This window comes from Deltaproteobacteria bacterium, assembly GCA_016874775.1.
Classification (GTDB): domain Bacteria; phylum Desulfobacterota; class Binatia; order Bin18; family Bin18; genus VGTJ01.
In genome coordinates this window covers 19,257-41,691 of sequence record VGTJ01000028.1, presented here as the reverse complement: position 1 = coordinate 41,691, position 22,435 = coordinate 19,257, and the positions used below count along the sequence as shown (strand labels likewise).

Here is a 22,435-nt window from a genome sequence, read left to right as displayed (position 1 = left end):
TCCTTTTCGCAGCGTGCCCGGTACTCCCACCATCGGTAGCATGGCGTATCCATCCTCTTCCTCTATATCTGCGCGCCTCTTGACCGCAGTCCACGCTCGCTTACCACCCTACCCTTCCAAGTCGTGTACCTCACCGCGACGCTCCTTGACCCGCAGGGGAATCCATTTCGCAATCAACGAGTGACGTTTGAGGCGGAATTTCCCGACGCTATTTTCATTCCCCCGAACCCGACGGAAAATGATCCACTTGCTTGTCTTGGTCAATCAGGAACCGGCAACAGTACACGTTGTACTAATCGTGGTGCTGAATTACCGACGACAATGGCTTGGCGGAAGTCACGCTATTCGCTATCGTTGGGCCCCCAAATGCTCCGAGGAATCCAGATCGTTTGATGCGCATTATTGCCGAAGCACCAAATTCGCTTGATGTCGCTTCGTCAATATCGGTCCCGTTTACCGCGGTCGGATTTCTCATCGGTGGAGACCTTTCGATTACTCCACCAAAAGTCGTGCTCGTAAACCCATTAGTACAACCAGGAATAGATGGCCCTTCCGTAACATTTACGATCCAAGGTGGGCGTCCTCCGTATAGCTGGAACAATGAGAATAAAGACCTTGGCAGGCTTAGCCCAACAACCCCGCCAACAGATTTGGGTCAACGCTTTGTGTACACCATCACTGGATCATTCCCTACTCCCACAGCGGAAGCACTGACCGACACGATCACTGTGACTGACGCAGCAGGAAAAACACAAACGACGACGGTTACCGTTATATTTGCTGATTGCGAACTCAAAGCAGACGAGAAAACCATAAAGCTCACTGGGCCCGTGGGAGGCGAGACCTTCTCAATTCGAGTGTCTGATGGTGTGCCACCATTTACCGTCACTGAAGATTTCCCTGGCACTCTTGCTGCCGGATCTCCACAAACACAATGTAACAGTTCACAAAAAGATTGCTCTCTCCTCTTCACGCTTGCAACTCCAGCTCGGGAAGTCGCCCCAGATACGATCATCATTCGCGACTCTCGCGGGTGCATTGCCAACATCGCACTGACCACCGAACTCTGTGGGAATGGGCGGCTCGACGCCGGAGATGAAGAGTGCGATGGCGGAGACTTCCCTGGATCGTTCAATTCATGCTCAGCTCTCGGCAAAACGGGAGTTCTGCGCTGCAAATCAGAATGTACAATCGACGATAGCAAGTGTCAGGACCCACCTACTCCTTAAAAACCCTTGCGAGGGGGCACGGCAGGCTGCGCCTCCTCGTCAGTTCTCCCCCCTCTCGTTGACGCCATACTCATGGGTTTGTAGTGTGCTGAGGTGGCGTCACGATATACTCCAACCGATAAACAAAATAATCGACGATCTTGGCAAGTAAACTCTCGCAAACCAAGTCCATTTTTACGGAAAGATGGTGATGAGAAGAGAGCAGACCGTTATGCCCGTCCACAGCGAGAAATACCTCCCTCTCGACCGCGAGGTGAAGAGCGCTCTCAGACATATTCAAGAAACCGTGAAAGTGCCCCTGTTCAACGTCCACCATGTCCACATTATCCTGCATGCTTTAGCTGTCCTTTCGTTCGGTTCCCCTACCTGCAACAGCTTGAGAAGAAATGCGAGATTGTTTCGCAGGCTATTAAGAGCTACCCCTCCCTTTCCTCTCTTTTAGTCCCTTCTCTCATTGCCTCCCCCCATCAGTTTGGTTATCGCATGCGCGCCAAATTGGCAGTGCGGCGAGTAAACGGGAAAATCGTTATCGGACTCTATCGGCCAGAGACACATGATGTGGTCGACACCTCTGCCTGCGCAGTTCATCCAGAGCCAGTCAATGAAGTCATACAATTTGTGCGTGAAGCGATGGAGCGCCTCGATATTGCTCCGTACGATGAGGTCCAAGACCGAGGACAACTGCGATATCTCGATATTCGTTACAGCTTGTGGCAAAAACAAATGGTGCTGACGCTCGTCACTCGCCATATGCATTTCCCGCAAGCACGAGATCTCGTTTTCCACCTTGAGCGCAAATTTCCTTTTATCAGTGGTATTGTTCAAAATATCCACGACAAACCTGGGAATGTCATTTGGGGAGATCGCTTCCATCCTCTTCGTGGCCGAGACACGCTGCTCGAAAGAATTGGGCCATTTCGTATCATCGTTCCTGTCTACGCTTTCTCACAAGTGAATCCTCCTGTTGCACGCCGCATCTACGAAACTGCATTAGAGTGGGCAAATATAACGAGTCAGGAAATCGTTCTCGATCTGTACTGCGGGATTGGCCCGATTTCTCTTTATCTTGCATCGAAAGCACAGTTGGTGATCGGCATCGACGACAATGAAGGAGCAGTGAATACCGCCAAACAGAACGCTCGTCGTAATGGGTACCACAACTGTCGCTTCTTCGCTGGGGATGCTGCGACTAAACTCCGCGAGATCACCACCTCGCTACCACAGATTGCTGTTGCCGTGATCAATCCTCCTCGAAAGGGATTGAGTCCGGAAGCGTTCAGTGCGCTGCTGGATGCCAACATTGGACGAATGATTTACATCTCGTGTGAGCCAACAACACTGGCGCGAGATCTCGACTGTTTTACTCAAGAGGGATACGTAGTGAAGAAAGTCCAGCCGTTTGACATGTTTCCACAAACCGACCAGGTTGAAACCGTTGCCCTTCTTGAACGCACCAGTAATCTCCATTCATCTCAGATAGCGCGAGAAGAAACGGCCCCATCGTAAGCGGAGTTGAGCGGCATTCATGAAAACGACCCAACTTTGGACTTTCCCCTTACCTCCACACTGGCTTCATGCAGAAGGGTGGGATCGATTTCCTGCACTCGTTCATGGTTTCTCTACGCATATCGAAAACCGCGACCAGCTCTCCATCGACCTTAACGCCTGCGGCTGGGATTTTCGCACGCTCAAGCAAGTCCACGGGGATGAAATTCTCTTCGTTACTGCTGGCTCAACGAAGGACGTAACAGAAGCAGATGGATTCATCACACAAGCAGAGGGCGTATTATTGGGAATCGCAACCGCAGACTGCGTACCGGTCCTTCTGGTGGCTCCACAACAACGAGTCGTTGCAGCATTGCATGCTGGTTGGCGAGGAACGCTGAAAGGCATTACTGCCCGTGCGTTGGAACTGCTTTCTTCTTCATGGCATGTCGAGCCCACCGAGGTGTGGCTCGCCTGTGGTCCTGCTATTGGGCCCTGTTGTTACGAAGTCAGTCGGGACGTGGGAGAATCGCTCTATGAGCGATGGGGAGCAGGGACTCCGGCAACTTGGCAACCCAAAGGAGAAAAAGGCATGCTTGATCTTCGCTTACTTAACCTTTTGCAGGGCGAACAGTCTGGGGTTCCTCGCAATCAGATGCAGATGGTAGGACCGTGTACTTTCTGTGATGTCTCTCGATTTGCGTCCTATCGCCGTCAAGGAGCACAGGCTGCTCGCCAATTCAGTGTTATTGGCTGGCAACAGGTGATGAATAACTCACGATAGTCACTGAGGACATTCCCCGTGCATGTTGCTGTCATTGGCGCAGGAGGCTGGGGAACTGCGCTCGCTGCATTGCTCGCCTCTATCGGGCACCACGCCTGTGTATGGGTTAGACGACCTGCTCTCTTTGAAGAACTACAAGTGACACGAGAGAATCACCGGTATCTTCCTGGGGTGACTCTTCCCGCAAGTTTGGCATATGCGAATTCTCTGGCAGAAGCTGTCAGGGGAGCTACGCTGATTGTTCTCTCCATACCGTCGCACGCTATACGGGCAATAGTCCGTCAACTTTCCCCTGTTCTTTCTGGGACACCACTCGTTGTTAGTACGACCAAAGGTATAGAAGAAGAAACGCTCAAAACTGCCACCAGTATCCTTCAGGATGAACTGCCCTCTGTTTTGCACCCTTGTCTTGCAGTGCTATCTGGTCCGAGCTTTGCCGCAGATGTTGCGCGAGGACTGCCGACAGCCGTCACTGTCGCTGCAGAACAAGAGAAAATAGCTACTACAGTTCAGCAAGTATTCTCATCACCCAAGTTTCGCGTTTACACCACCACCGATGTTGTCGGCGTAGAAGTCGGTGGCGCAGTAAAGAATGTCATAGCCATCGCCGCTGGCGTCAGTGACGGCTTAGGGTATGGTCACAGTGCGCGTGCGGCACTCATCACACGAGGATTGGCCGAGATTACTCGCCTTGCGGTACGCATGGGAGCTACCCCACAAACCTTATCTGGTCTTGCTGGTATGGGAGACCTTGTCTTAACCTGCACCAGCACCCTCAGTCGTAATTATACGATAGGCCTCCGTTTTGGGCGAGGCGAACAGATCAGTGATATTCTCGCTGGAATGACGACAGTTGCTGAAGGCGTACGCACTTGTCGCTCAGTTTTTTCTCTCGCTCAGCGCCTCGGCGTCGAAATGCCAATTGTTGAACAGGTCTGCGCTCTTTTGTACGGCAACAAACCAGCACAGCAGGTCGTCACCGACCTGCTGACTCGTGAAACCAAACCGGAATTTTCTTAAGCGCGAAACGATCAAAGACCGAAGGACCCAGGGGGGAAAATTGACAGACCTGCTTCAGTATGGTCAGATGCGGGCTCTTTTTCCATAAGAATAAGTCAAGAAATCGGTACGGATGAACCGCAATGAAAAGAACTTATCAACCAAGCAACCTTCGTCGCAAACGCACTCACGGGTTTCTCACCAGAATGAGCACGACCGCTGGCCGCGCAGTACTCAAAAGACGGCGCGACAAGGGCCGCAAGCGCTTAACCGTCACAGTCGCACCCAAACCAGCACATCGCTAAATCCCTCGGACCATTCATTCCCAAAATCTGTTCGGCTGCTTGAACGACGGGAGTTCCTTTTTCTTCAGCAGAAAGGAAAAAAACGACACAGTCCGCATTTTTTGGTGGCAACTGTCCCAGCCCGAGGACAACATTCCCGCTTCGGTATTACCACATCCCGCCGGTTTGGGAATGCCGTCGTTCGTAATCGTATGAAACGGCTATTGCGCGAGTTCTTTCGTACTCATCAGATGCTCATCTCTCCAGCGTGTGATATTGTGGTGATTCCGAGGTCTGGGGCAGATCAACTCACTCTTGCCGAGATCTGTGACGAGTTGGGAAAGGCATTTCCCTTTGTTCAGCCAAAGAAGTAAAGTGGCGCGATTCTTTCCTGCTATTATTCACTCGATTGCTGCTGTAGGAGTAATCGCATTGAAAGGTGGGATTCTATTCTATCGTGGCGCGATTTCTCCTTTGCTTGGACCAACATGCCGCTTTTCCCCCAGCTGTTCGGCCTATGCACTCTCAGCAGTCCAACGATATGGCTTTATCAAAGGTAGTTGGCTCAGTATCGTGCGCATTATCAAGTGCAACCCGTGGCATCCAGGGGGCCATGACCCCCTGCCTGAGCGATGAGTTTCTCATAAGAGGCATTCAGTAGTGGACAATAAAAGTTTTCTTGCGGTGGTCCTGTCGCTTCTCGTGCTTGTGGTGTATCAAGCCTTAGTCTCGTATTTTTATCCACTACCGCCTCCCTCGACACGAAATCCATCTGCTCCTCAGACGGCTTCACCGACAACAATGCGGACGCCAACGATCGAGCAGCCTGCCCAGGCACAATCGGCACCTCAAGACTCGCCTCTGACAACAGCCCCTGTTGCGGCAGCACAGGAGATCAGCGTTGAGAATGAGGTCTATCGTGCGGTTTTTACCTCCGCCGGTGGACGGATCAAGAGCTTTCGTCTGAAACAGCACCCTGGTGATGAAGGGAAACACAGCCCGCCGCTCGAAATGATTCAAGCAGGTGGTCGCGGCGAGTTACCACTAGGTGTACTCCTCGAAGGAAACGGAGTCACTTTAAGTGACGACGGCGTTCGCTATACGGTGACTGGCAAGGATACGATCCTGCAAGGCAGTGACACCGCGACGCTCGAATTTCGTGGCACGACAGCAAACGGTACGACTATTGTCAAAACTTTTTCTTTCTCGGGACAGAGCTATGGCATCGCGCTCGACACAAAACTAGCAGCCCCTATTCAGGAAGGGCATGCGCTCTCGCTTTTGTGGACGCACGCCTTTGATCAGCACCATGCACCATCGTATAGCGAACCAGGACCGGTTGCCTTAGTGGGCCGGAAATTTGTCTACAACACCAATTCTGGCGTCAAAGCCGAGCCGCAATCCATTGGACCAGATCGTGTTCGCTGGGCTGGGTATGCTAACACGTACTTTCTGTCTGCGATAATTCCTCCCGAAGGAGAGAAAAACGCCCTTCTCTTTCAGGCCAACGATGGTACGGTGACAACAAAACTGTCGATTCCACACGAGTCACAAAATGTGCAATACACCATATATATCGGTCCGAAACAGACCGATGCACTCAACACGGTCAACCCATCTCTTGATCGGGCAATTGACTTCGGATGGTCACACTTCATCGCCAGACCCTTATTATCTTTGCTCAAGGTGTCTCACTCACTTACGGGGAATTACGGTCTCGACATCATTCTTCTCACGGTTCTGGTAAAGCTCGCATTTTTTCCGTTGAGCGCCAAAGCTTTTCGATCCATGAACGAGATGAAGAAGGTCCAGCCCCAGCTTGAACAAATCCGCGAACAGTACAAAGATGATCGTGAAAAACTCAACCGCGAGATGATGGAGTTATATCGTCGGAATAAGATCAATCCACTGGGAGGTTGTTTGCCCATGCTGGTGCAGATTCCCGTGTTTATCGGCCTGTACCAAGTCTTTATGTATGCGATTGAATTGCGGCAAGCACCGTTCTTTGGATGGATTCAAGATCTCTCACAGCCTGACCGCTTAGGGTCAATGTGGCTCCCGTTTGTCGAGCCTGCTGGAATTCCGGTGTTGACGATATTGATGGGAGCCACAATGGTGATCCAGCAAGCAATGACACCGATGCCTGGAGATCCGGTGCAGCAGAAAATGATGATGATCATGCCGGTGATATTCACCATTATGTTTATCAATTTCCCTGCCGGATTAGTGCTATACTGGCTGGTGAATAATGTCCTGAGCATTGCTCAGCAATACGCCCAAAACAAAGGGATCGTATAACGCCGAGGGGGTAAGAAACGCAATGAATGCCGTAGAAGCTGAAGGAACAACGCTTGAAGAGGCAATCGCCAGTGCGCTGCGACAACTCCAAGTAGAGCGCGACCGTGTCGAAATCGAGGTCATCGCACAACCAACCAAAGGCTTTCTTGGTATCGGTGGCAAAAAGGCACGCGTTCGTGCTTCGCTCAGAGTTCCCCTTTCTGCACGAGCCAGCGAACCGAGAACAGAAACTCCACGATCTTCGCCGCGACCACCTGAACAAAAGACAGCCCCGCAACCGCTGCCGACACAGAAAGCGGAGGCTGCATCAGAGGCAGGGTCTCGTACGCACACGCCACTCTCTCCCGAAATAGCCGAGAAAGCCTGCTCGACGTTGAAAGAAGTCCTTGGACTGATGGGTACAACTTCCACGCTCAAAGTGGAAAATCGAGGAGATGAGAGTGTCATCAATGTCACTCACGTCACCGACTTACCTGAAGGCTTTCTCATTGGCCATCGCGGACAGACGTTAGATGCCCTTGAGTATCTGGTCAATCGCATAGTCACCAAAAGTGACGACATCGACGCCCACGTTGCTGTCGATGTGGAAGGGTATCGGGAACGCCGACGGAAAAGCCTGGAGAATCTCGCTCTCCGCTTAGGAGAGCGCGCCAAACGGCGGCGCAAGTCCGTCACGCTCAGTCCGATGAGTCCACGAGATCGTCGTGTGATTCACTTAACACTAGAAGGCGATCCGCTGGTCACTACGAAGAGTTCTGGTCACGGGTACTTCCGTCAGGTCAGTATTGTTCCAGAAGAAGGACAACGAAAAGAAAGAAGTCGCTCCGCAGGCCGACCCCAAACCGCTGAATCATGACCAGTGTATACGCATGACACGATTGCCGCGCTTGCGACCCCGACTGGCTCTGGTGGCGTCGCAATTGTTCGTATAAGTGGCCCGCAAGCCGAAGCCATTGCGCGCAAAGTTTTCCGCCCATCTGCTCCACGGGAAACATTCGTTTCCCATCTCCTCCATCTTGGTCACATTCTCGATCCGGTTCTTAACGCGCCGCTTGATCAAGGGCTGCTCGTGATAATGTATACACCACGCAGCTATACTGGAGAAACTGTCGTTGAGATTCACTGCCATGGTGGCGTATTGCTCTCACGACGCGTGCTCGAAGTAGTGTTAAGCCAAGGCGCACGGTTAGCTCTTCCTGGAGAGTTCACCCAACGTGCATTCTTCAATAATCGACTAGACCTCTCACAAGCTGAAGCTGTTCTGGATCTGATTCAAGCTAAGAGTGATCGTGGATTACAAGTCGCGTGGCAGCAATTATCCGGACGGCTATCGGAGGCTTGTTCCACCCTGCGAGAGCGGCTCATCAGCATTACAGCATACGTTGAAGCGTTCCTTGATTTTCCAGAAGACGATATCCCGGAGAAAGCACAGGGCGAGCTCCTAGAGGAAATGCACGTGCTCGCAGATGATATGTCATCACTACAAGCCACTTTCCGCCAAGGCAAAGTGTTCCGAGAAGGTGTTCGTACTGCGATTGTAGGTAAGCCAAATGTTGGAAAGTCGAGCTTATTGAATCTCCTTTCTGGGACTGAGCGCGCCATTGTCACCGCAGTACCAGGAACCACTAGAGATGTTCTTGAAGAGACGATCACCGTAAATGGAATACCCCTGCTTATCTGGGACACCGCAGGGATTCGTCACACAATCGACGAAGTCGAACGTATAGGTGTTGAACGTGCCCTTGAAGGCCTCAATGCTGCGGAGATCGTCATTGCGATGTTCGACGCTTCGCGCCCATTAGATCAGGAAGATGAATTGATTTTTTTGCTGATCAAAGAGAAACCAACCGTTGCACTTCTTAATAAGACAGATCTGCCAGTTGTCGTGCATCCACAAGATCTTGCCCAACGCCTTGCGCATAATTCTCCAATTTCTTTCTCAACCAAGTCAGCCACCGGCATGAGTGAACTCGGGCAACAAATCGAGCAACTCGCTCTCGGCAACGAATCACCACAGGATGGTAAGTCACCCTTTTCTGGCACCATTGTGACTCAGACACGACATCGAGATGCCCTCCTCAAAGCAGGACAAGGCCTCCGTCAGGCACAAGCAAATTTACAAAACGGTGTGCCTCTTGACTTGGTAGCCGTTGACCTCCACGCGGCTCTCGATCACATTGGTGAGATCACTGGTCATGTGAGTAGTGAAGATATTCTTGATCGCATCTTCCGAGATTTCTGTATTGGTAAATAACTAACTAGGTGGTATCGCTCATGGTCTACGATGTTATCGTCGTTGGCGCTGGTCATGCTGGTATTGAGGCAGCACTTGCTGCCGCTCGTCTGGGTAGCAAAACCCTCATGTTAACATTGAATCTGGACCATATCGGCCAGATGTCATGCAATCCCGCAATTGGTGGAATCGGTAAGAGTCACCTTGTCCGAGAAATCGACGCACTCGGTGGCGAGATGGCCAAAGCCATTGACGAGACTGGCATTCAATTCCGGGTACTCAACACCCGAAAGGGACCAGCTGTTCGGGCAACTCGTGCACAAGCGGATAAAGCCTTGTATCGACAGCGGATGAAACGTGTTATCGAAACGACAGAGAATCTCACCTTGCGCCAAGGCAGTGCAGAACGGTTGTTAATCGAAAATGGTGAAGTCCGAGGTATAGAAACTCAGATAGGCGAAACCTTTCTTGGACGTAAAGTCATTCTAACCACAGGGACATTCCTCAAAGGCCTCATTCATGTCGGCCTCAAGAATTACTCTGCCGGACGAGCAGGAGACTTTTCCGCTGAAGGGCTAAGCGACCATTTACGGGAATTGGGATTTCACGTTGGGCGACTGAAGACCGGAACCTGCCCACGACTGGATAGCCGTACAATCGACTATAGTGTCACTACGCCTCAATATGGGGACGAACCCGCTCCGCCGCTGTCTTTCTCGACTGCCCACATCGATCAACCACAAGTGCCTTGTCATCTGACCTATACCAATGCCACGACTCACCAAACGATTCTTTCTGGATTAGATCGCTCCCCTTTGTACTCAGGTCTGATCCAGGGCAGAGGTCCACGCTATTGCCCATCAATTGAGGATAAAGTCGTCCGCTTCAAGGATAAGATTCGCCATCAGATTTTCCTGGAACCCGAGGGACGTGACACGGTCGAAGTGTACCCCAACGGACTGTCAACCAGCCTTCCACTAGACATTCAATTGCAGATGGTTCGCTCGATTAAAGGACTTGAGCGAGCAGAGATCATGCGCCCTGGCTACGCGATTGAGTATGACTATGCTGACCCTACTCAGCTTTTTCCGACTCTGGAAACCAAGCTGGTGCGCGGGTTGTACCATGCCGGCCAGATTAATGGCACCACCGGCTACGAAGAAGCCGCATCTCAAGGACTTATGGCGGCAATCAATGCTGTCCTCAGCTTACGGAAGGAAACGCCTCTTATTTTCACCCGCGATCAGGCTTACATTGGTGTCCTGATTGACGATCTCGTCACCCGAGGGGTTGGTGGCGAACCGTACCGTATGTTTACCTCGCGAGCAGAGCATCGTTTGCTCCTGAGAGAAGACAATGCCGACTTGCGGTTACGAGAATATGGTCATGCTGTCGGCCTGGTACAGGCGATTGACTATCAACAGACAACTCAAAAAAAGCAAACTATAGAAGATGAGGTTCGCCGACAGGAGGAAACGAGCATTGTGCCTAATGAGAGGAACAATACCCTAATGGGCACGTTTGGCAGTGCTGCCCTGAAAAACCCAGTCTCCCTGGCACAGATCCTCCGCCGTCCAGAAGTGTCATTTGCGATGACCCAAGAGCTCAGTCCCGCGCCTACCCCTGTTTCCCGTGAAGTTGCGGCCGAAGTTGAGATTGCAATCAAGTACTCCGGTTATATTCGCCGCCAGGAAGAAGGAGTTGAACGCCTGCGGCATATCGAAGATGTTCGCATCCCAGACAACCTTGACTACAAGAACGTCCAGAGTCTTTCGGCAGAAGTACGGGAAAAACTGATCTCCCTACAACCACGTTCACTTGGACAAGCTTCGCGCATTCCTGGGATTACACCGGCCGCGTTGTCGATTCTCGCTGTTCATCTCAAACGTGTCGGGGCATCTTGAGGATCTATGCTCGCACTAGAGCATGTAGATCTGCTGGTCAAAGGCGCTAAACAGCTCAATGTCGAACTGACTGAGGAACATGTTGCCCGGGTTGCTATCTATCTCGAAGAACTGCAACGCTGGGCAAAGATCGTCGACCTGGTTTCTCAGTCAGACCCAGTAACAGTCATTCGCAAGCACATTCTTGATTCTCTGGCAGTTCTCCCGCTTTTGCCCCAAGAGGGACGATTACTTGACCTTGGCAGTGGCGCGGGCTTTCCAGGACTGCCCATTGCCCTTGCGAGACCTACCCTTTCCGTGAACTTACTCGAACCCCGTCGCAAGCGAGCCAATTTCCTCAAGGATGTCATCAGAAAAGCGACTCTCCCCAATGTCCGTGCTTATGAAGGGCGTGCTGAAGAATTTACGACCAAGGAAGGTTGGCGATCCGCCTTCGATGTTATTGTTTCTCGTGCCACGTGGAACATTCGTGAGTATCTCACCCTTGCAGGCCCTTTCCTAGTTCGAGGAGGAGTTATGGTTACTATGAAAGGAGCTGCAGCAGAAGAGGAACTGAGAAGCGAAGAGAATTGGCTCCAAGAACATGGCTATATGATCCAAAAAGTGGAGAACTACGACTTGCCCTTTGGTAAGGAACAACGGTCACTTATCATCTTTTCCAGGCACGATAGAAACAGACCATGAAGGAAACTCACTGTCCGCTTTGTTATGAGACGCTTGAGATAAGAGACGTAGCACCTTGTGAAGAATGTGGTGGGGATCCTGACGAATTACGACACTTCCGAGGTGGAGAGCACAGCTACGCCGAGTATGAGGTGTTTCCTGGTCTTAACCTGATACTTTGTGACTTTTGTGATGTGGATTTTGGTTCGTACAATCCCACATCTTTTGGGCTAGTTCCTAAATCTCGTATTGGATTCGAGAAAATGAGTCGAATTCGCTTATTAGTGACACTGCAATAGACCACGATAAGTTTTGCAAAAAATGTGGTTGCCGGTTAGCTTTTCTTCGCTTTGTACAATGTGCGCGGAAAAGAATGCTGGTTAAAGGATCTTGATCTGAGTGTTTTTTGCAATGTTCCACGTGGCACATTGCCGCAATTGTGCCACGTGGAACATTCGACTGTTTTACGTGGAGACGTGGAGGCGCATGAGACAAGGCTTATTGGCAGGAGATTCTCTACGTTTCCGCATGAAATACCCTTCGTAACCTCCATGATCATAAAGAGATTTCACGGGGCGCTTTTCTTCTTTTCCGCTCTATGTTAGGGGAAGCAACCGTGGGCAGGATCATCTGTATCGCCAATCGTAAGGGTGGGGTTGGAAAAACAACTACTGCTATTAATCTTTCTGCTTCTCTGGGAGTTGCCGGAGAGCGTACGCTTTTGGTCGATTGCGATCCGCAAGGCAATGCGACAAGCGGTATTGGGGTTAAGGCTGAGGCTGAGACTCCGACTATTTATGAAGTTCTTTTGGGCGAGTGCAAATTGCTCGATGCGATTCAGAAAACCGCCATCGCCAAACTTGATGTGTTGCCAGCCAATCATGATCTCATCGGTGCAGAAGTGGAGCTGCTCAATATTGAAGATCGTGAGTATCGTTTACAAACCCTTCTCCGCAAAGCCCGCGAGCAGTATGCGTACATCCTGATTGATTGCCCTCCGTCCTTGGGCTTGTTGACCGTGAATGCGTTGACCGCTGCTGACAGTGTGTTGGTGCCGTTGCAGTGTGAGTATTATGCCTTGGAAGGACTTCGCTCACTGTTAGAGACTATGTCGGCCATTCGTGAACAGTTGAATCCTGATTTGGCGATTGAAGGGATTCTGCTGACCATGTTTGACGCGCGCAATAATCTCAGCCAGCAGATTGCCGATGAAGTGCGCGAGTTCTTTCCTCACAATGTGTTTGATGTCGTGATTCCGCGCAATGTGCGCCTGACGGAAAGTCCGAGTCATGGCTTGCCGGTGATCCTCTACGACCCGTCGTGTCGTGGAGCACAGAGCTACGTAGAACTGGCGCGAGAAATCGCCAAGCGTGATCCGCAGGCGTGGTCTGCGCTTGCGCATGCGGAAGGAGCCGAGCGATGAGCGAAACTGTGAGTTTAGTGAAGCGTCGCGCTCTTGGTCGTGGACTAGGGGCACTGATTCCGCAAGGGACGGCAACAACCCCTCCTCCTGCTGACCGCCGAGTGTTGATAGCCGAGATCCGCCCCAACCCCAACCAGCCACGGCGTTATTTTGACGATGTCCGGCTCACCGAACTTGCCGAATCGATCAAACAGCAAGGGATTTTGCAACCGCTGATCGTACGCAAAGTCGAGCCAGGGTACGAATTGATCATCGGAGAGCGGCGCTTACGAGCAGCCCAAAAAGCCGGTCTTGATCGTGTTCCGGTCATTGTCAAAGAAGTCACTGACGCGCAAAGCATGGAAATGGCGCTGGTTGAGAACATCCAGCGTGAAGAACTCACTCCTATCGAAGAAGCTCTCGCCTATCGTCAGCTCATGGAAGAACTCCACCTCACCCAAGAAGAGGTTGCCACACGGGTTGGTAAAAGCCGACCAGTGATTACGAACTTATTGCGGGTCTTAAATCTTCCTGATGAGATCAAAGAAGAAATTGACCGTGGTGGACTCTCAGTTGGTCACGCGCGGACTCTTGTTTCACTGGGAACACCAGAGCAACAAATTGCCATTGCGCGCCGCATCATGCGCCAAGGGCTATCAGTCAGAGAGACCGAAACACTGGTATCACAAGCAGTTTCTCAACCATCAACAGAAGCATTGCCGCCTCCTACGGCCTCAGGTTCCACTGGAGAACAAACAACTGCCCATGATATTCATGTATCTGCATTAGAAGAAGAGCTTATGCGCACATTCGGCACAAAGGTGCGTCTACGGCCAAAAAAGAAAGGTGGCCGCATCGAAATCGAATATTATTCCAACGAAGAGCTTGAAGGGATCCTTGCTCGCCTCCGTAGATGAGCTATTGCTCATCCTCTACACTCACAGAGACAATCTCAACGGCTCGAACATGAAGGCTGTCCAATCAGTAAGGAGAATACGTCTGTGTTATCGATCGACCCGCAATGGCTAGTCTTCCAAATCATCCTCTTTCTCGCGGTATGGATGTTTTTACGCAAATTTCTCTTTGAGCCCCATTTAGCTGTCCTCCAGCAACGCACCCAGCGCAGCGAAGGAGCTCTCAAAGAAGCTCAGCAAGTCAGGGCCGATGCCGAATCAATAGAGACTCGCTATAAAACCCAACTCGCCGAAACTCGGACTGGCACCATGCAGCAAGTCGATACGGTCTATAGAGCTGCAGAAGAACAGGCAAAAGTCGTGACAGACGAAGCTCGGAGCGAGGCGAATCAGACGCTGGCCAATATGCGGGCAAGCTTACTGCAAGAGATTGAAGCTGCAAGAAAGGACCTAGAGTCTCGCACCCCAGAATTTGCCCGTACGATTGCGGAAAAACTGCTCGGGAGGCCCTTGACGTGAGTATGAAGAGCCATTTAAGAAAAGTGGTCGGTTTCGCCACGACAGGTTTTTTGCTTGTCTTACCCTCTCTTCTTTTAGCGATGGAGGAGGAAGGACATGGAGGAAATGGGGAAGGACATCACGGTGAGCACGTTCCTTCCGTATCAGAGCTGCTTTTCCCCGCAATAAATTTCCTTATCTTCGCCTTTATTCTGTGGAAATACGTTATTCCTCCGGTTCGCGGTGCGCTCCGTCAGCGGCGTGAGAAGATTGCTCAGGCTCTTTATGAAGCGAAGCGAGCAAAAGAAGAAGCGCAGAGTCTGCGCAGCGAATACGAACAGCGACTAGCTGGACTCGCGGCTGAACAAGAAAAGATGCGCGCCCAGGCTCTGGAAGCTGCCGAGCGAGAACGGGACCGTATTGTCGAAGAAGCGCGACAAATGGCAGAACGGGTAAAGAACGAGGTACAACAGATTGCTCAACGCGAAGTCGAAGAAGCGCGAAGGACGCTTCGCCAAGAAGTCGCCAATCAAGCGGTGCGTATGGCAACAGAGTTGGTTCAATCGCGCCTCGGACAAGCCGACCACCGTCGTTTCGTTCAAGATCTCGTGACTGAGGTACAGAATGCCGCAAACTCCAGCCGCTAGACGCTATGCCAAAGCCTTGCTTGACCTTGCTCAAGCGCAGAAAGCTGAAGAGGTTATTGCTAACGAGCTATCGCAAATCGTCACCGCCATTGCTGATCCAGCAATCGAAAAGGTGATGTTACTACCGACCCTTCCTCTCACTGCACGGAAGGAGATCGTTGAGCAGCTCATTACGTCAGCAAAACCGAACCCAACCTTGAGTAGTTTTCTGCGGGTGTTAGCTGATAACGACCGGCTATCCATGCTGAAAGATGTGTACGATTCCTACCAAGCCCTGCTTGAGCAAGCGAGTGGGAAAGTTCGTGCGCAGATTCGCACGGCAGCGGCATTATCGAACAAAGAACTGAAGTCGATTGTAGACGCGTTCTCTCGCCTGACCAAAAAGACCGTTCTCCCCACAGTAACGGTCGATCCTACGCTCCTAGGGGGTGTCGTAGTGGAAATCCAAGGCAGGGTATGGGACGCAAGTTTACTCGCGCAGCTTCGTCGCATGGGCGACGCGCTCGCGCAACAGATATGAAATGAAAACATCTCGCTAAGAAAAGCAACGTACGTTTATTTCTACAGCGCAACGCGCAGCGAAACTGCCACTGAGGAGTTCGGACTGCGCGTTGCCATTGCAAGGATGAGGGAGCAATGGAACTGAAAGCGGCTGAAATTAGTGAAATCATTAAGCGACAGATTCAGGGCTATGACAAACAGGTAGAAGTCCGAGAAACCGGAACAGTCCTCTCTGCAGGTGACGGTATTGCTCGGGTCCATGGACTCGACCGTGTTGCCTCTGGTGAGTTGCTGTTGTTCCCCCATGACATTTTCGGGATCGCTTTGAACCTGGAAGAAGACAACGTCGGTGCCGCCGTCTTCGGTGAAGTTCAGGCCATTAAGGAAGGCGATGAAGTTCGTCGCACCGGCCGCATCGCTGAAGTCCCGGTTGGTGATGCCATGCTTGGTCGCGTCGTAAACGCGCTTGGCCAGCCAGTCGATGGCAAAGGTCCGATTTCGACTAAAGAGACCCGCCGCATCGAAATCAAAGCGCCCGGTATCGTCTTGCGTCAACCTGTGAAGCAGCCCTTACAGACTGGGATTAAAGCCATCGACTCAATGATTCCGATTGGGCGCGGACAGCGGGAATTGATCATCGGTGACCGGCAAACTGGCAAGACCGCGCTGATCATCGATACCATCATCAACCAAAAGGGCGGTGATGTTAATTGTATCTACGTCGCGATTGGACAAAAGCGCTCAACCGTTGCGCAAGTGGTCGAACGCCTGACGCGCGCTGGTGCGATGGATTACACGACCGTTGTCATCGCCACTGCTTCTGAAGCTGCGCCGCTGCAATTTATTGCCCCGTACGCCGGAACCGCGATCGGTGAGTTCTTCCGTGATACCGGGAAGCATGCCTTAGTGGCGTACGATGACCTTTCCAAACACGCGGTTGCCTATCGCCAGCTTTCCTTGTTGCTCCGCCGTCCACCGGGCCGCGAAGCCTATCCTGGTGACGTGTTCTATCTCCATTCGCGCCTGCTCGAACGTGCTGCCAAGATGAGCGACGCACAGGGTGGTGGGTCGTTGACTGCACTCCCTGTGATTGAAACCCAAGCCGGTGACGTTTCGGCCTACATTCCAACCAACGTCATTTCCATTACTGACGGTCAGATCTATCTGGAAAGCGACTTGTTCTACGCTGGTGTTCGTCCTGCGGTGAACGTCGGTATTTCAGTGTCGCGCGTCGGTGGTTCTGCTCAGATTAAGGCGATGCGGCAGATCGCTGGTTCGTTGCGTCTCGACCTCGCGCAGTATCGTGAAATGGCTGCCTTCGCTCAGTTCGGTTCAGACCTCGATGCTACGACTCAGAAGATGTTAGCGCGTGGCTCGCGGTTAGTGGAGATCTTGAAGCAAGGTCAGTATCAGCCGCTGCCGGTCGAACGACAGATTCTCTCCTTGTATGCTGGCACGAACGGATATGTCGATCAGCTCCCCGAAAGTGCGCTGAAGAAGTACGAAACCGAGTTGCACCGCTTCGTCGAGAACCGTTACCCAGAAGTGTTTAGCGATATTCGTAGCAAACGCGAATTGACTGACGACGTCAAAGAGAGAATGAACTCAGTCCTCAAAGAGTTTAACGAAACGTTTACGGCGTAAAACTATGGCAACGCTCAAAGCAATCCGCCGGCGCGTCTCGTCGGTCCGCAACATCCAGCAGATCACCAAAGCGATGAAGATGGTCTCTGCAGCCCGGCTACGCCGTGCTCAAGAAGCCGCAATCGCTGCGCGCCCGTATGCAGAAAAACTCGAAGCCGTCTTACAAAATCTGTCGGCAGGACAAGAGATTGCGCACCCGTTACTCGCCACCCGCGAGGAGAAAAATATCGATTTATTGATCGTGACTTCTGACCGCGGTTTGTGTGGTGGGTTTAACTCCAACTTGATTCGCATGGCCGAAGCGTTCATTCGAGAGCATCCTGAACAAAAAGTGACGCTCTCGATTGTCGGTCGGCGTGGCTATGATTATTTCAAGCGCCGCTCGCATGCTATTGGTGAGCATCATACCGATGTCTCTGGCCGTCTGAATTCAGCTTTGGCACATGATATTGGAGTGCGGCTGAGCCAACGCTTCACCAGTGGTGAGACTGACGGTGTGTATGTATTGTATGCACGCTTTCGTTCGGCGGTCGCACAAATACCCACGATTGATAAGGTGCTGCCGATCGTTGCCAAAGAACGGACGTCGACCCAAGCGCCGACGGAATATCTCTACGAGCCGCAACCGCAAGAGTTGCTCGAAACGTTGCTCGGTCGCTATATCGACATGCTTATCTATCGAGCGATGCTTGAGTCGGTGGCGAGTGAGCATGGCGCACGCATGACGGCGATGGACAATGCGACCAATAATGCAGTCGACATGATTAGCCGTTTGACGCTCGATATGAACCGCGCTCGCCAGGCGGGTATTACACGCGAACTATTGGAAATTGTTTCTACCAGTGAGTCACTAAAAGGATAAAGAAGAGGATTCTCATGAACGTCGGAAAGATCACGCAGGTGCTCGGAGCAGTCGTCGATGTCGAGTTCGAGAACAGTGCACTGCCACCTATTTACAATGCGCTGCAGGTGACGAATCCAACTGTCAGTGACAGAGAATGGAACCTGATTCTCGAAGTCGCGCAACACTTAGGTGAAAATACCGTTCGCTGTATCGCCATGGACAGCACCGAAGGTCTGGTTCGTGGCACTCCGGCTCGTGACACTGGCAATGTCATTACCGTCCCTGTCGGAGAAGAGACGCTCGGACGTATCCTCAATGTCGTTGGTGAGCCAGTGGACCAGGGCGCCTCACTCGATCACGTGAAACGTTCGCCTATTCACCGTCCGGCACCGAGCTTTGCCGATCAGGCGACTGAAGTCAAAATCCTTGAGACCGGTATTAAAGTCGTTGACTTGCTCGCCCCCTACCCGCTCGGCGGAAAAGTCGGACTCTTCGGCGGTGCGGGTGTCGGCAAGACTGTTATTCTCATGGAGTTGATTAGCAACATCGCTACCCAGCACGGTGGTTACTCCGTGTTTGGTGGTGTCGGCGAGCGTACCCGTGAAGGCAATGACCTGTGGCTCGAAATGAAAGAGTCAGGCGTTATCAACAAAACTGCCCTTGTGTATGGGCAGATGAATGAGCCGCCCGGTGCACGTGCTCGTGTCGCGCTTTCCGCCTTAACTGTGGCTGAGTATTTCCGCGATGTTGAACACAAGGACGTGCTGTTGTTCGTCGATAACATCTTTCGCTTCGTGCAAGCGAACTCAGAAGTGTCGACGCTCCTGGGACGTATTCCTTCGGCAGTTGGTTATCAGCCCACGTTGTCGACCGACGTCGGTGATTTGCAAGAGCGCATCACGTCAACGAAGAATGGCTCGATCACCTCAGTGCAAGCCATTTACGTCCCTGCTGACGACTTGACTGACCCAGCGCCAGCCACGACTTTCGCTCACCTTGATGCGACCACCGTGCTGTCGCGGCAGATTGCCGAATTGGGCATCTACCCAGCCGTGGACCCGTTGGACTCCACCTCGCGTATGCTTGATCCTAACGTCATCGGTGAAGAGCACTACCAAGTCGCTCGTCGGGTGCAAGAAATTCTGCAACGCTACAAAGACCTGCAAGACATCATCGCCATTCTTGGAATCGACGAATTGTCAGAAGAAGACAAAATCGTCGTCTCGCGGGCGCGCAAAGTGCAGCGCTTCCTCTCACAGCCGTTCCACGTGGCCGAACAGTTCACCAACATTAAGGGTGCATATGTGAAGGTGAAAGACACGATCCGCAGCTTCAAAGAATTGGTTGATGGCAACTATGACGACCTGCCTGAGCAAGCATTCTACATGGTCGGCACCATCGAAGATGCGAAGGAAAAGGCCCAGCGGTTGGCAGCGCAATAAGAAAGTTCAAGGTTTAAAGACTGTGCTTTGGGGTTGGGGGCTAGGGACTTGGAGTTGTTGAAAGAAAAAAACTAGCCCCCAGCCCCTAGCCCCTAGTCCCAAATTTCCCTACTGACTACCGAAAACTAACGCTATGGCAGAAACTCTTCGTCTCCGTATTGTGACTCCCGAGCGACAGGTGTTCGATGAAGAAGTTGATGAAGTCACCGCGCCCGGAACTGTCGGTGAGTTTGGAGTGCTTCCTAATCACGTGACTTTTCTCTCGTCTCTGCAGCCTGGACGCTTGCTGTATAAGCAGAAAGGTCAGACGCACACACTGGTTGTTGGGCGTGGATTTGCTGAAGTGTCGGATAACACCATGACGGTGCTTGCTGATAGTGCCGAAGAAATCGGCTCTATCAATGCTGAACGTGCACGAGTTGCACTACAGAAAGCGGAAGAGAGTCTGAGGAATCTTTCTCCGACTGATCCAACCTTTGCTGAGCTTGATGCGGCACGCCGCCGGGCGCAGGCGCGTATTGAGATTGCTGGGGCTGGTCACTGAAGGTTAAGTGTGAATGCTTCTGTGTAGGGGCACAGCTTGTGCGCCTCTACAATAGAAATCGAGGCGGTTCTCGTTTATTCGTACTGATATCTCTTGACCGACCTCTTCCTCTTGAGTTTGTTAATCTCCCGCCGCTGACGTCTGATTTCTCGGTTCTGTGCACTAATCTGCGCTTGTTGATAATTTTGCCGGTTCTCTACTCCCTGTAGCTGGTCCCCAATAATACCACCGCCAAGAGCCCCCATTGCTCCACCGATCGCCGCTCCTGCACCAGGGGCACCAACCGCAGCACCAATGATTGCACCAGTTGCAGCTCCTAGCCCACCACCAACTAAAACACCTTTCTCTCGTTTGTTGAGCGGTTGTGAACAGCCGGCTACCAACGTAAGCAGCAAGAAGAGGATAATTCCAGATCGCACAGGTTTTGCCACCGACATGATCAACTCCTTCAAGAGAATGACATCAAGATAAGTCTATAGGACATTTTTAACAGAACCAAACTCTCCCTGGTCTCTATGACTCTTTCCCTTCGTTCTTCCTCGCGATACAGTTTTTCCCCTATGGCTGTAGTCACCTCCCTCAGCGGTGCTTTCCTGAGCGGTGTTTTACTTGCTTTGGCATTCCCCAAAATCGATTTCAGCTTCTTGGCTTGGATCGCTTTTGTCCCACTCCTTTGGCTTGTACAAGAGCAGACTCCACGAAAAGCATTTGGTTATGGTTTTGCCGCAGGTATGGGATTTTATCTTGGTACTGTGTATTGGGTCGTACACACCATCGGTTTGTATAGCAACATTCCTCCACTCGTGGCTGTCGGTCCGCTGCTACTAATGTGTATGATCCTCGCTTCGTATACCGGCGCTTTCGCTGCAGGACTGCGATTCTACCAACAGCGCAAGGGATCGATCGCCGTGTTTGGTCCCATTCTATGGGTGACACTTGAATGGTTACGCTCGTTTTTCTTTATCGGATTTCCGTGGGTCAAGCTTGGGTACTCTCAATATCCTCACTTGAACCTCATGCAGGTGGCTGAGTTTACCGGTATCTATGGGGTTTCCGCGCTCGTTATTTTCGTCAACCTGGTAATTTTTACCCTTCTCTTTTCCTCTTCGTCACGACGATGGCCCCTCTTCCTCTCTCTCGTTGTGCTCATTGGCGGGCTTTACTCGTGGGGAATGTGGCGACGTGAGCAGTTAGCTGCTCTGCCAATCGCTCATAAACTCCGAGTTGGCCTCATTCAGGGAAACATCCCGCAAGACACCAAATGGAACCCAAATTTTCAAGAAGAAACGATGGTCCGTTACGAACAACTTACCAGACAAGCAGTGGCTCAAGGTGCAGAGTTCATCGTTTGGCCGGAGACCGCAGCGCCCTTTTATTTTCAATCCTCACTCCCACCGCATATGCCGGACCGTGAGAAAGAAGAAGCCTATCAAGAACGACTTCTTCGTCTCGCAAGAGAACTGCAGACACCTATCTTGTTTGGTAGTCCCGCCTTTACCGTAGACGGACAAAAAGTGTCAATGTTTAATCGGGCGTATTTGCTCTCATCTACAGCGGAAGTTCTCAGCTCGTATGACAAAATCCAACTCGTGCCCTTTGGCGAGTATGTTCCTTTTCATAGTTTGTTATTCTTTCTCGATAAATTGGTTGTCGGTATCGGTGACTTCGCTGCTGGAACAACCACCACGGTGTTTACGTTACCCCAAACAAAGTTCGGCGTCTTAATCTGTTACGAAGGAATTTTTCCAGCCCTCACTCGTCAGTTTGTCGCCCAAGGCGCAGAAATGCTCGTGAATATCACCAATGATGCCTGGTTTGGCCGCACGTCTGCTCCATATCAACATCTTGTGATGGAAGCGGTGCGCACCATTGAAAATCGCGTCCCGCTGATTCGGGCAGCCAATACAGGCTTCTCTGCTGTTGTCGGTATTGATGGACAGATTCACAACCGCACGAATTTGTACGAAACGACAATCCTGGTTGAAGACCTGAGCTGGCCACAGGTCAGGAGCTTTTACTCACGATACGGCGATGTCTTCGTCTGGTTCTGTGTTGTAAGCACCGGTCTCATGCTAGGATATAGCTGGGTAAAACAAAGATAAGTGAAAATTCCCCTTTTG

Annotated in this window: 22 protein-coding genes; 21 read left to right on the top strand and 1 reads right to left on the bottom strand. The window is 51.7% G+C overall.

The window, feature by feature from the left end:
• Positions 1 to 389: 389 nt before the first annotated feature.
• The 20 genes from FJ147_06980 (at position 390) to FJ147_06885 (ending at position 20,315) form a co-directional block, all read left to right on the top strand.
• Complete coding sequence (locus tag FJ147_06980; protein ID MBM4255628.1) at positions 390 to 1,229, top strand: hypothetical protein; 840 nt, start codon at positions 390 to 392, stop codon at positions 1,227 to 1,229.
• A 93-nt stretch (positions 1,230 to 1,322) separates the two neighbouring features.
• Positions 1,323 to 2,735, top strand: a complete 1,413-nt coding sequence (gene rlmD / locus FJ147_06975; protein ID MBM4255627.1) for a 23S rRNA (uracil(1939)-C(5))-methyltransferase RlmD — start codon at positions 1,323 to 1,325, stop codon at positions 2,733 to 2,735.
• Between the two features lie 19 nt (positions 2,736 to 2,754).
• A complete protein-coding gene (gene pgeF / locus FJ147_06970; GenBank protein ID MBM4255626.1) occupies positions 2,755 to 3,498 on the top strand; it encodes a peptidoglycan editing factor PgeF in 744 nt (247 codons plus the stop codon).
• 18 nt (positions 3,499 to 3,516) lie between these two features.
• Positions 3,517 to 4,518 (top strand): NAD(P)-dependent glycerol-3-phosphate dehydrogenase, encoded by a 1,002-nt coding sequence (locus FJ147_06965; protein ID MBM4255625.1) that lies wholly within the window; start codon positions 3,517 to 3,519, stop codon positions 4,516 to 4,518.
• A 112-nt stretch (positions 4,519 to 4,630) separates the two neighbouring features.
• Positions 4,631 to 5,155 carry a ribonuclease P protein component gene (gene rnpA / locus FJ147_06960; GenBank protein MBM4255624.1) on the top strand — a complete coding sequence of 175 codons (525 nt, stop codon included), beginning with the start codon at positions 4,631 to 4,633 and terminating at the stop codon, positions 5,153 to 5,155.
• Positions 5,156 to 5,177: 22 nt separating this feature from the next.
• Positions 5,178 to 5,417 carry a membrane protein insertion efficiency factor YidD gene (yidD, locus tag FJ147_06955; protein ID MBM4255623.1) on the top strand — a complete coding sequence of 80 codons (240 nt, stop codon included), beginning with the start codon at positions 5,178 to 5,180 and terminating at the stop codon, positions 5,415 to 5,417.
• Positions 5,418 to 5,441: 24 nt separating this feature from the next.
• Positions 5,442 to 7,079 (top strand): membrane protein insertase YidC, encoded by a 1,638-nt coding sequence (yidC, locus tag FJ147_06950; GenBank protein ID MBM4255622.1) that lies wholly within the window; start codon positions 5,442 to 5,444, stop codon positions 7,077 to 7,079.
• Positions 7,080 to 7,101: 22 nt separating this feature from the next.
• Positions 7,102 to 7,935 carry a KH domain-containing protein gene (locus FJ147_06945; GenBank protein ID MBM4255621.1) on the top strand — a complete coding sequence of 278 codons (834 nt, stop codon included), beginning with the start codon at positions 7,102 to 7,104 and terminating at the stop codon, positions 7,933 to 7,935.
• 3 nt (positions 7,936 to 7,938) lie between these two features.
• The gene (gene mnmE, locus FJ147_06940; protein ID MBM4255620.1) at positions 7,939 to 9,333 is read left to right on the top strand and encodes a tRNA uridine-5-carboxymethylaminomethyl(34) synthesis GTPase MnmE; all 1,395 of its coding nucleotides are present in this window, start codon (positions 7,939 to 7,941) and stop codon (positions 9,331 to 9,333) included.
• 20 nt (positions 9,334 to 9,353) lie between these two features.
• Entirely contained in the window at positions 9,354 to 11,216 is a 1,863-nt protein-coding gene (gene mnmG, locus FJ147_06935) for a tRNA uridine-5-carboxymethylaminomethyl(34) synthesis enzyme MnmG (GenBank protein ID MBM4255619.1), read from the top strand.
• A gap of 6 nt (positions 11,217 to 11,222) precedes the next feature.
• On the top strand, positions 11,223 to 11,900 hold the full coding sequence (rsmG, locus tag FJ147_06930; GenBank protein MBM4255618.1) for a 16S rRNA (guanine(527)-N(7))-methyltransferase RsmG: 678 nt from the start codon (positions 11,223 to 11,225) through the stop codon (positions 11,898 to 11,900).
• Positions 11,901 to 12,495: 595 nt separating this feature from the next.
• The gene (locus FJ147_06925) at positions 12,496 to 13,302 is read left to right on the top strand and encodes a ParA family protein (GenBank protein MBM4255617.1); all 807 of its coding nucleotides are present in this window, start codon (positions 12,496 to 12,498) and stop codon (positions 13,300 to 13,302) included.
• Positions 13,299 to 14,198: a ParB/RepB/Spo0J family partition protein gene (locus tag FJ147_06920; GenBank protein ID MBM4255616.1), complete on the top strand. Its 900-nt coding sequence runs from the start codon at positions 13,299 to 13,301 to the stop codon at positions 14,196 to 14,198. The genes FJ147_06925 and FJ147_06920 overlap by 4 nt, the downstream gene beginning before the upstream one ends.
• Positions 14,199 to 14,282: 84 nt before the next feature.
• Positions 14,283 to 14,714, top strand: coding sequence for an ATP synthase F0 subunit B (locus FJ147_06915; protein ID MBM4255615.1), 432 nt, complete (start codon positions 14,283 to 14,285; stop codon positions 14,712 to 14,714).
• The gene (atpF, locus tag FJ147_06910; protein MBM4255614.1) at positions 14,711 to 15,340 is read left to right on the top strand and encodes a F0F1 ATP synthase subunit B; all 630 of its coding nucleotides are present in this window, start codon (positions 14,711 to 14,713) and stop codon (positions 15,338 to 15,340) included. The genes FJ147_06915 and atpF overlap by 4 nt, the downstream gene beginning before the upstream one ends.
• Positions 15,318 to 15,860, top strand: coding sequence for an ATP synthase F1 subunit delta (gene atpH, locus FJ147_06905; protein MBM4255613.1), 543 nt, complete (start codon positions 15,318 to 15,320; stop codon positions 15,858 to 15,860). Before atpF ends, atpH begins: the two co-directional genes overlap by 23 nt.
• Before the next feature lie 116 nt (positions 15,861 to 15,976).
• Entirely contained in the window at positions 15,977 to 17,485 is a 1,509-nt protein-coding gene (locus FJ147_06900; protein MBM4255612.1) for a F0F1 ATP synthase subunit alpha, read from the top strand.
• Positions 17,486 to 17,489: 4 nt separating this feature from the next.
• Positions 17,490 to 18,347 carry an ATP synthase F1 subunit gamma gene (gene atpG / locus FJ147_06895; GenBank protein ID MBM4255611.1) on the top strand — a complete coding sequence of 286 codons (858 nt, stop codon included), beginning with the start codon at positions 17,490 to 17,492 and terminating at the stop codon, positions 18,345 to 18,347.
• Positions 18,348 to 18,355: 8 nt separating this feature from the next.
• Positions 18,356 to 19,771, top strand: coding sequence for a F0F1 ATP synthase subunit beta (atpD, locus tag FJ147_06890; protein MBM4255610.1), 1,416 nt, complete (start codon positions 18,356 to 18,358; stop codon positions 19,769 to 19,771).
• Positions 19,772 to 19,904: 133 nt separating this feature from the next.
• Positions 19,905 to 20,315, top strand: a complete 411-nt coding sequence (locus FJ147_06885) for a F0F1 ATP synthase subunit epsilon (protein ID MBM4255609.1) — start codon at positions 19,905 to 19,907, stop codon at positions 20,313 to 20,315.
• A gap of 74 nt (positions 20,316 to 20,389) precedes the next feature.
• On the opposite strand, the gene FJ147_06880 is transcribed toward FJ147_06885, so the two are convergent.
• Positions 20,390 to 20,752 carry a hypothetical protein gene (locus FJ147_06880; protein ID MBM4255608.1) on the bottom strand — a complete coding sequence of 121 codons (363 nt, stop codon included), beginning with the start codon at positions 20,750 to 20,752 and terminating at the stop codon, positions 20,390 to 20,392.
• Positions 20,753 to 20,830: 78 nt separating this feature from the next.
• Between FJ147_06880 and lnt the strand changes: the two genes are divergently transcribed.
• Entirely contained in the window at positions 20,831 to 22,417 is a 1,587-nt protein-coding gene (gene lnt / locus FJ147_06875) for an apolipoprotein N-acyltransferase (protein MBM4255607.1), read from the top strand.
• The last annotated feature ends 18 nt before the right edge of the window (positions 22,418 to 22,435 follow it).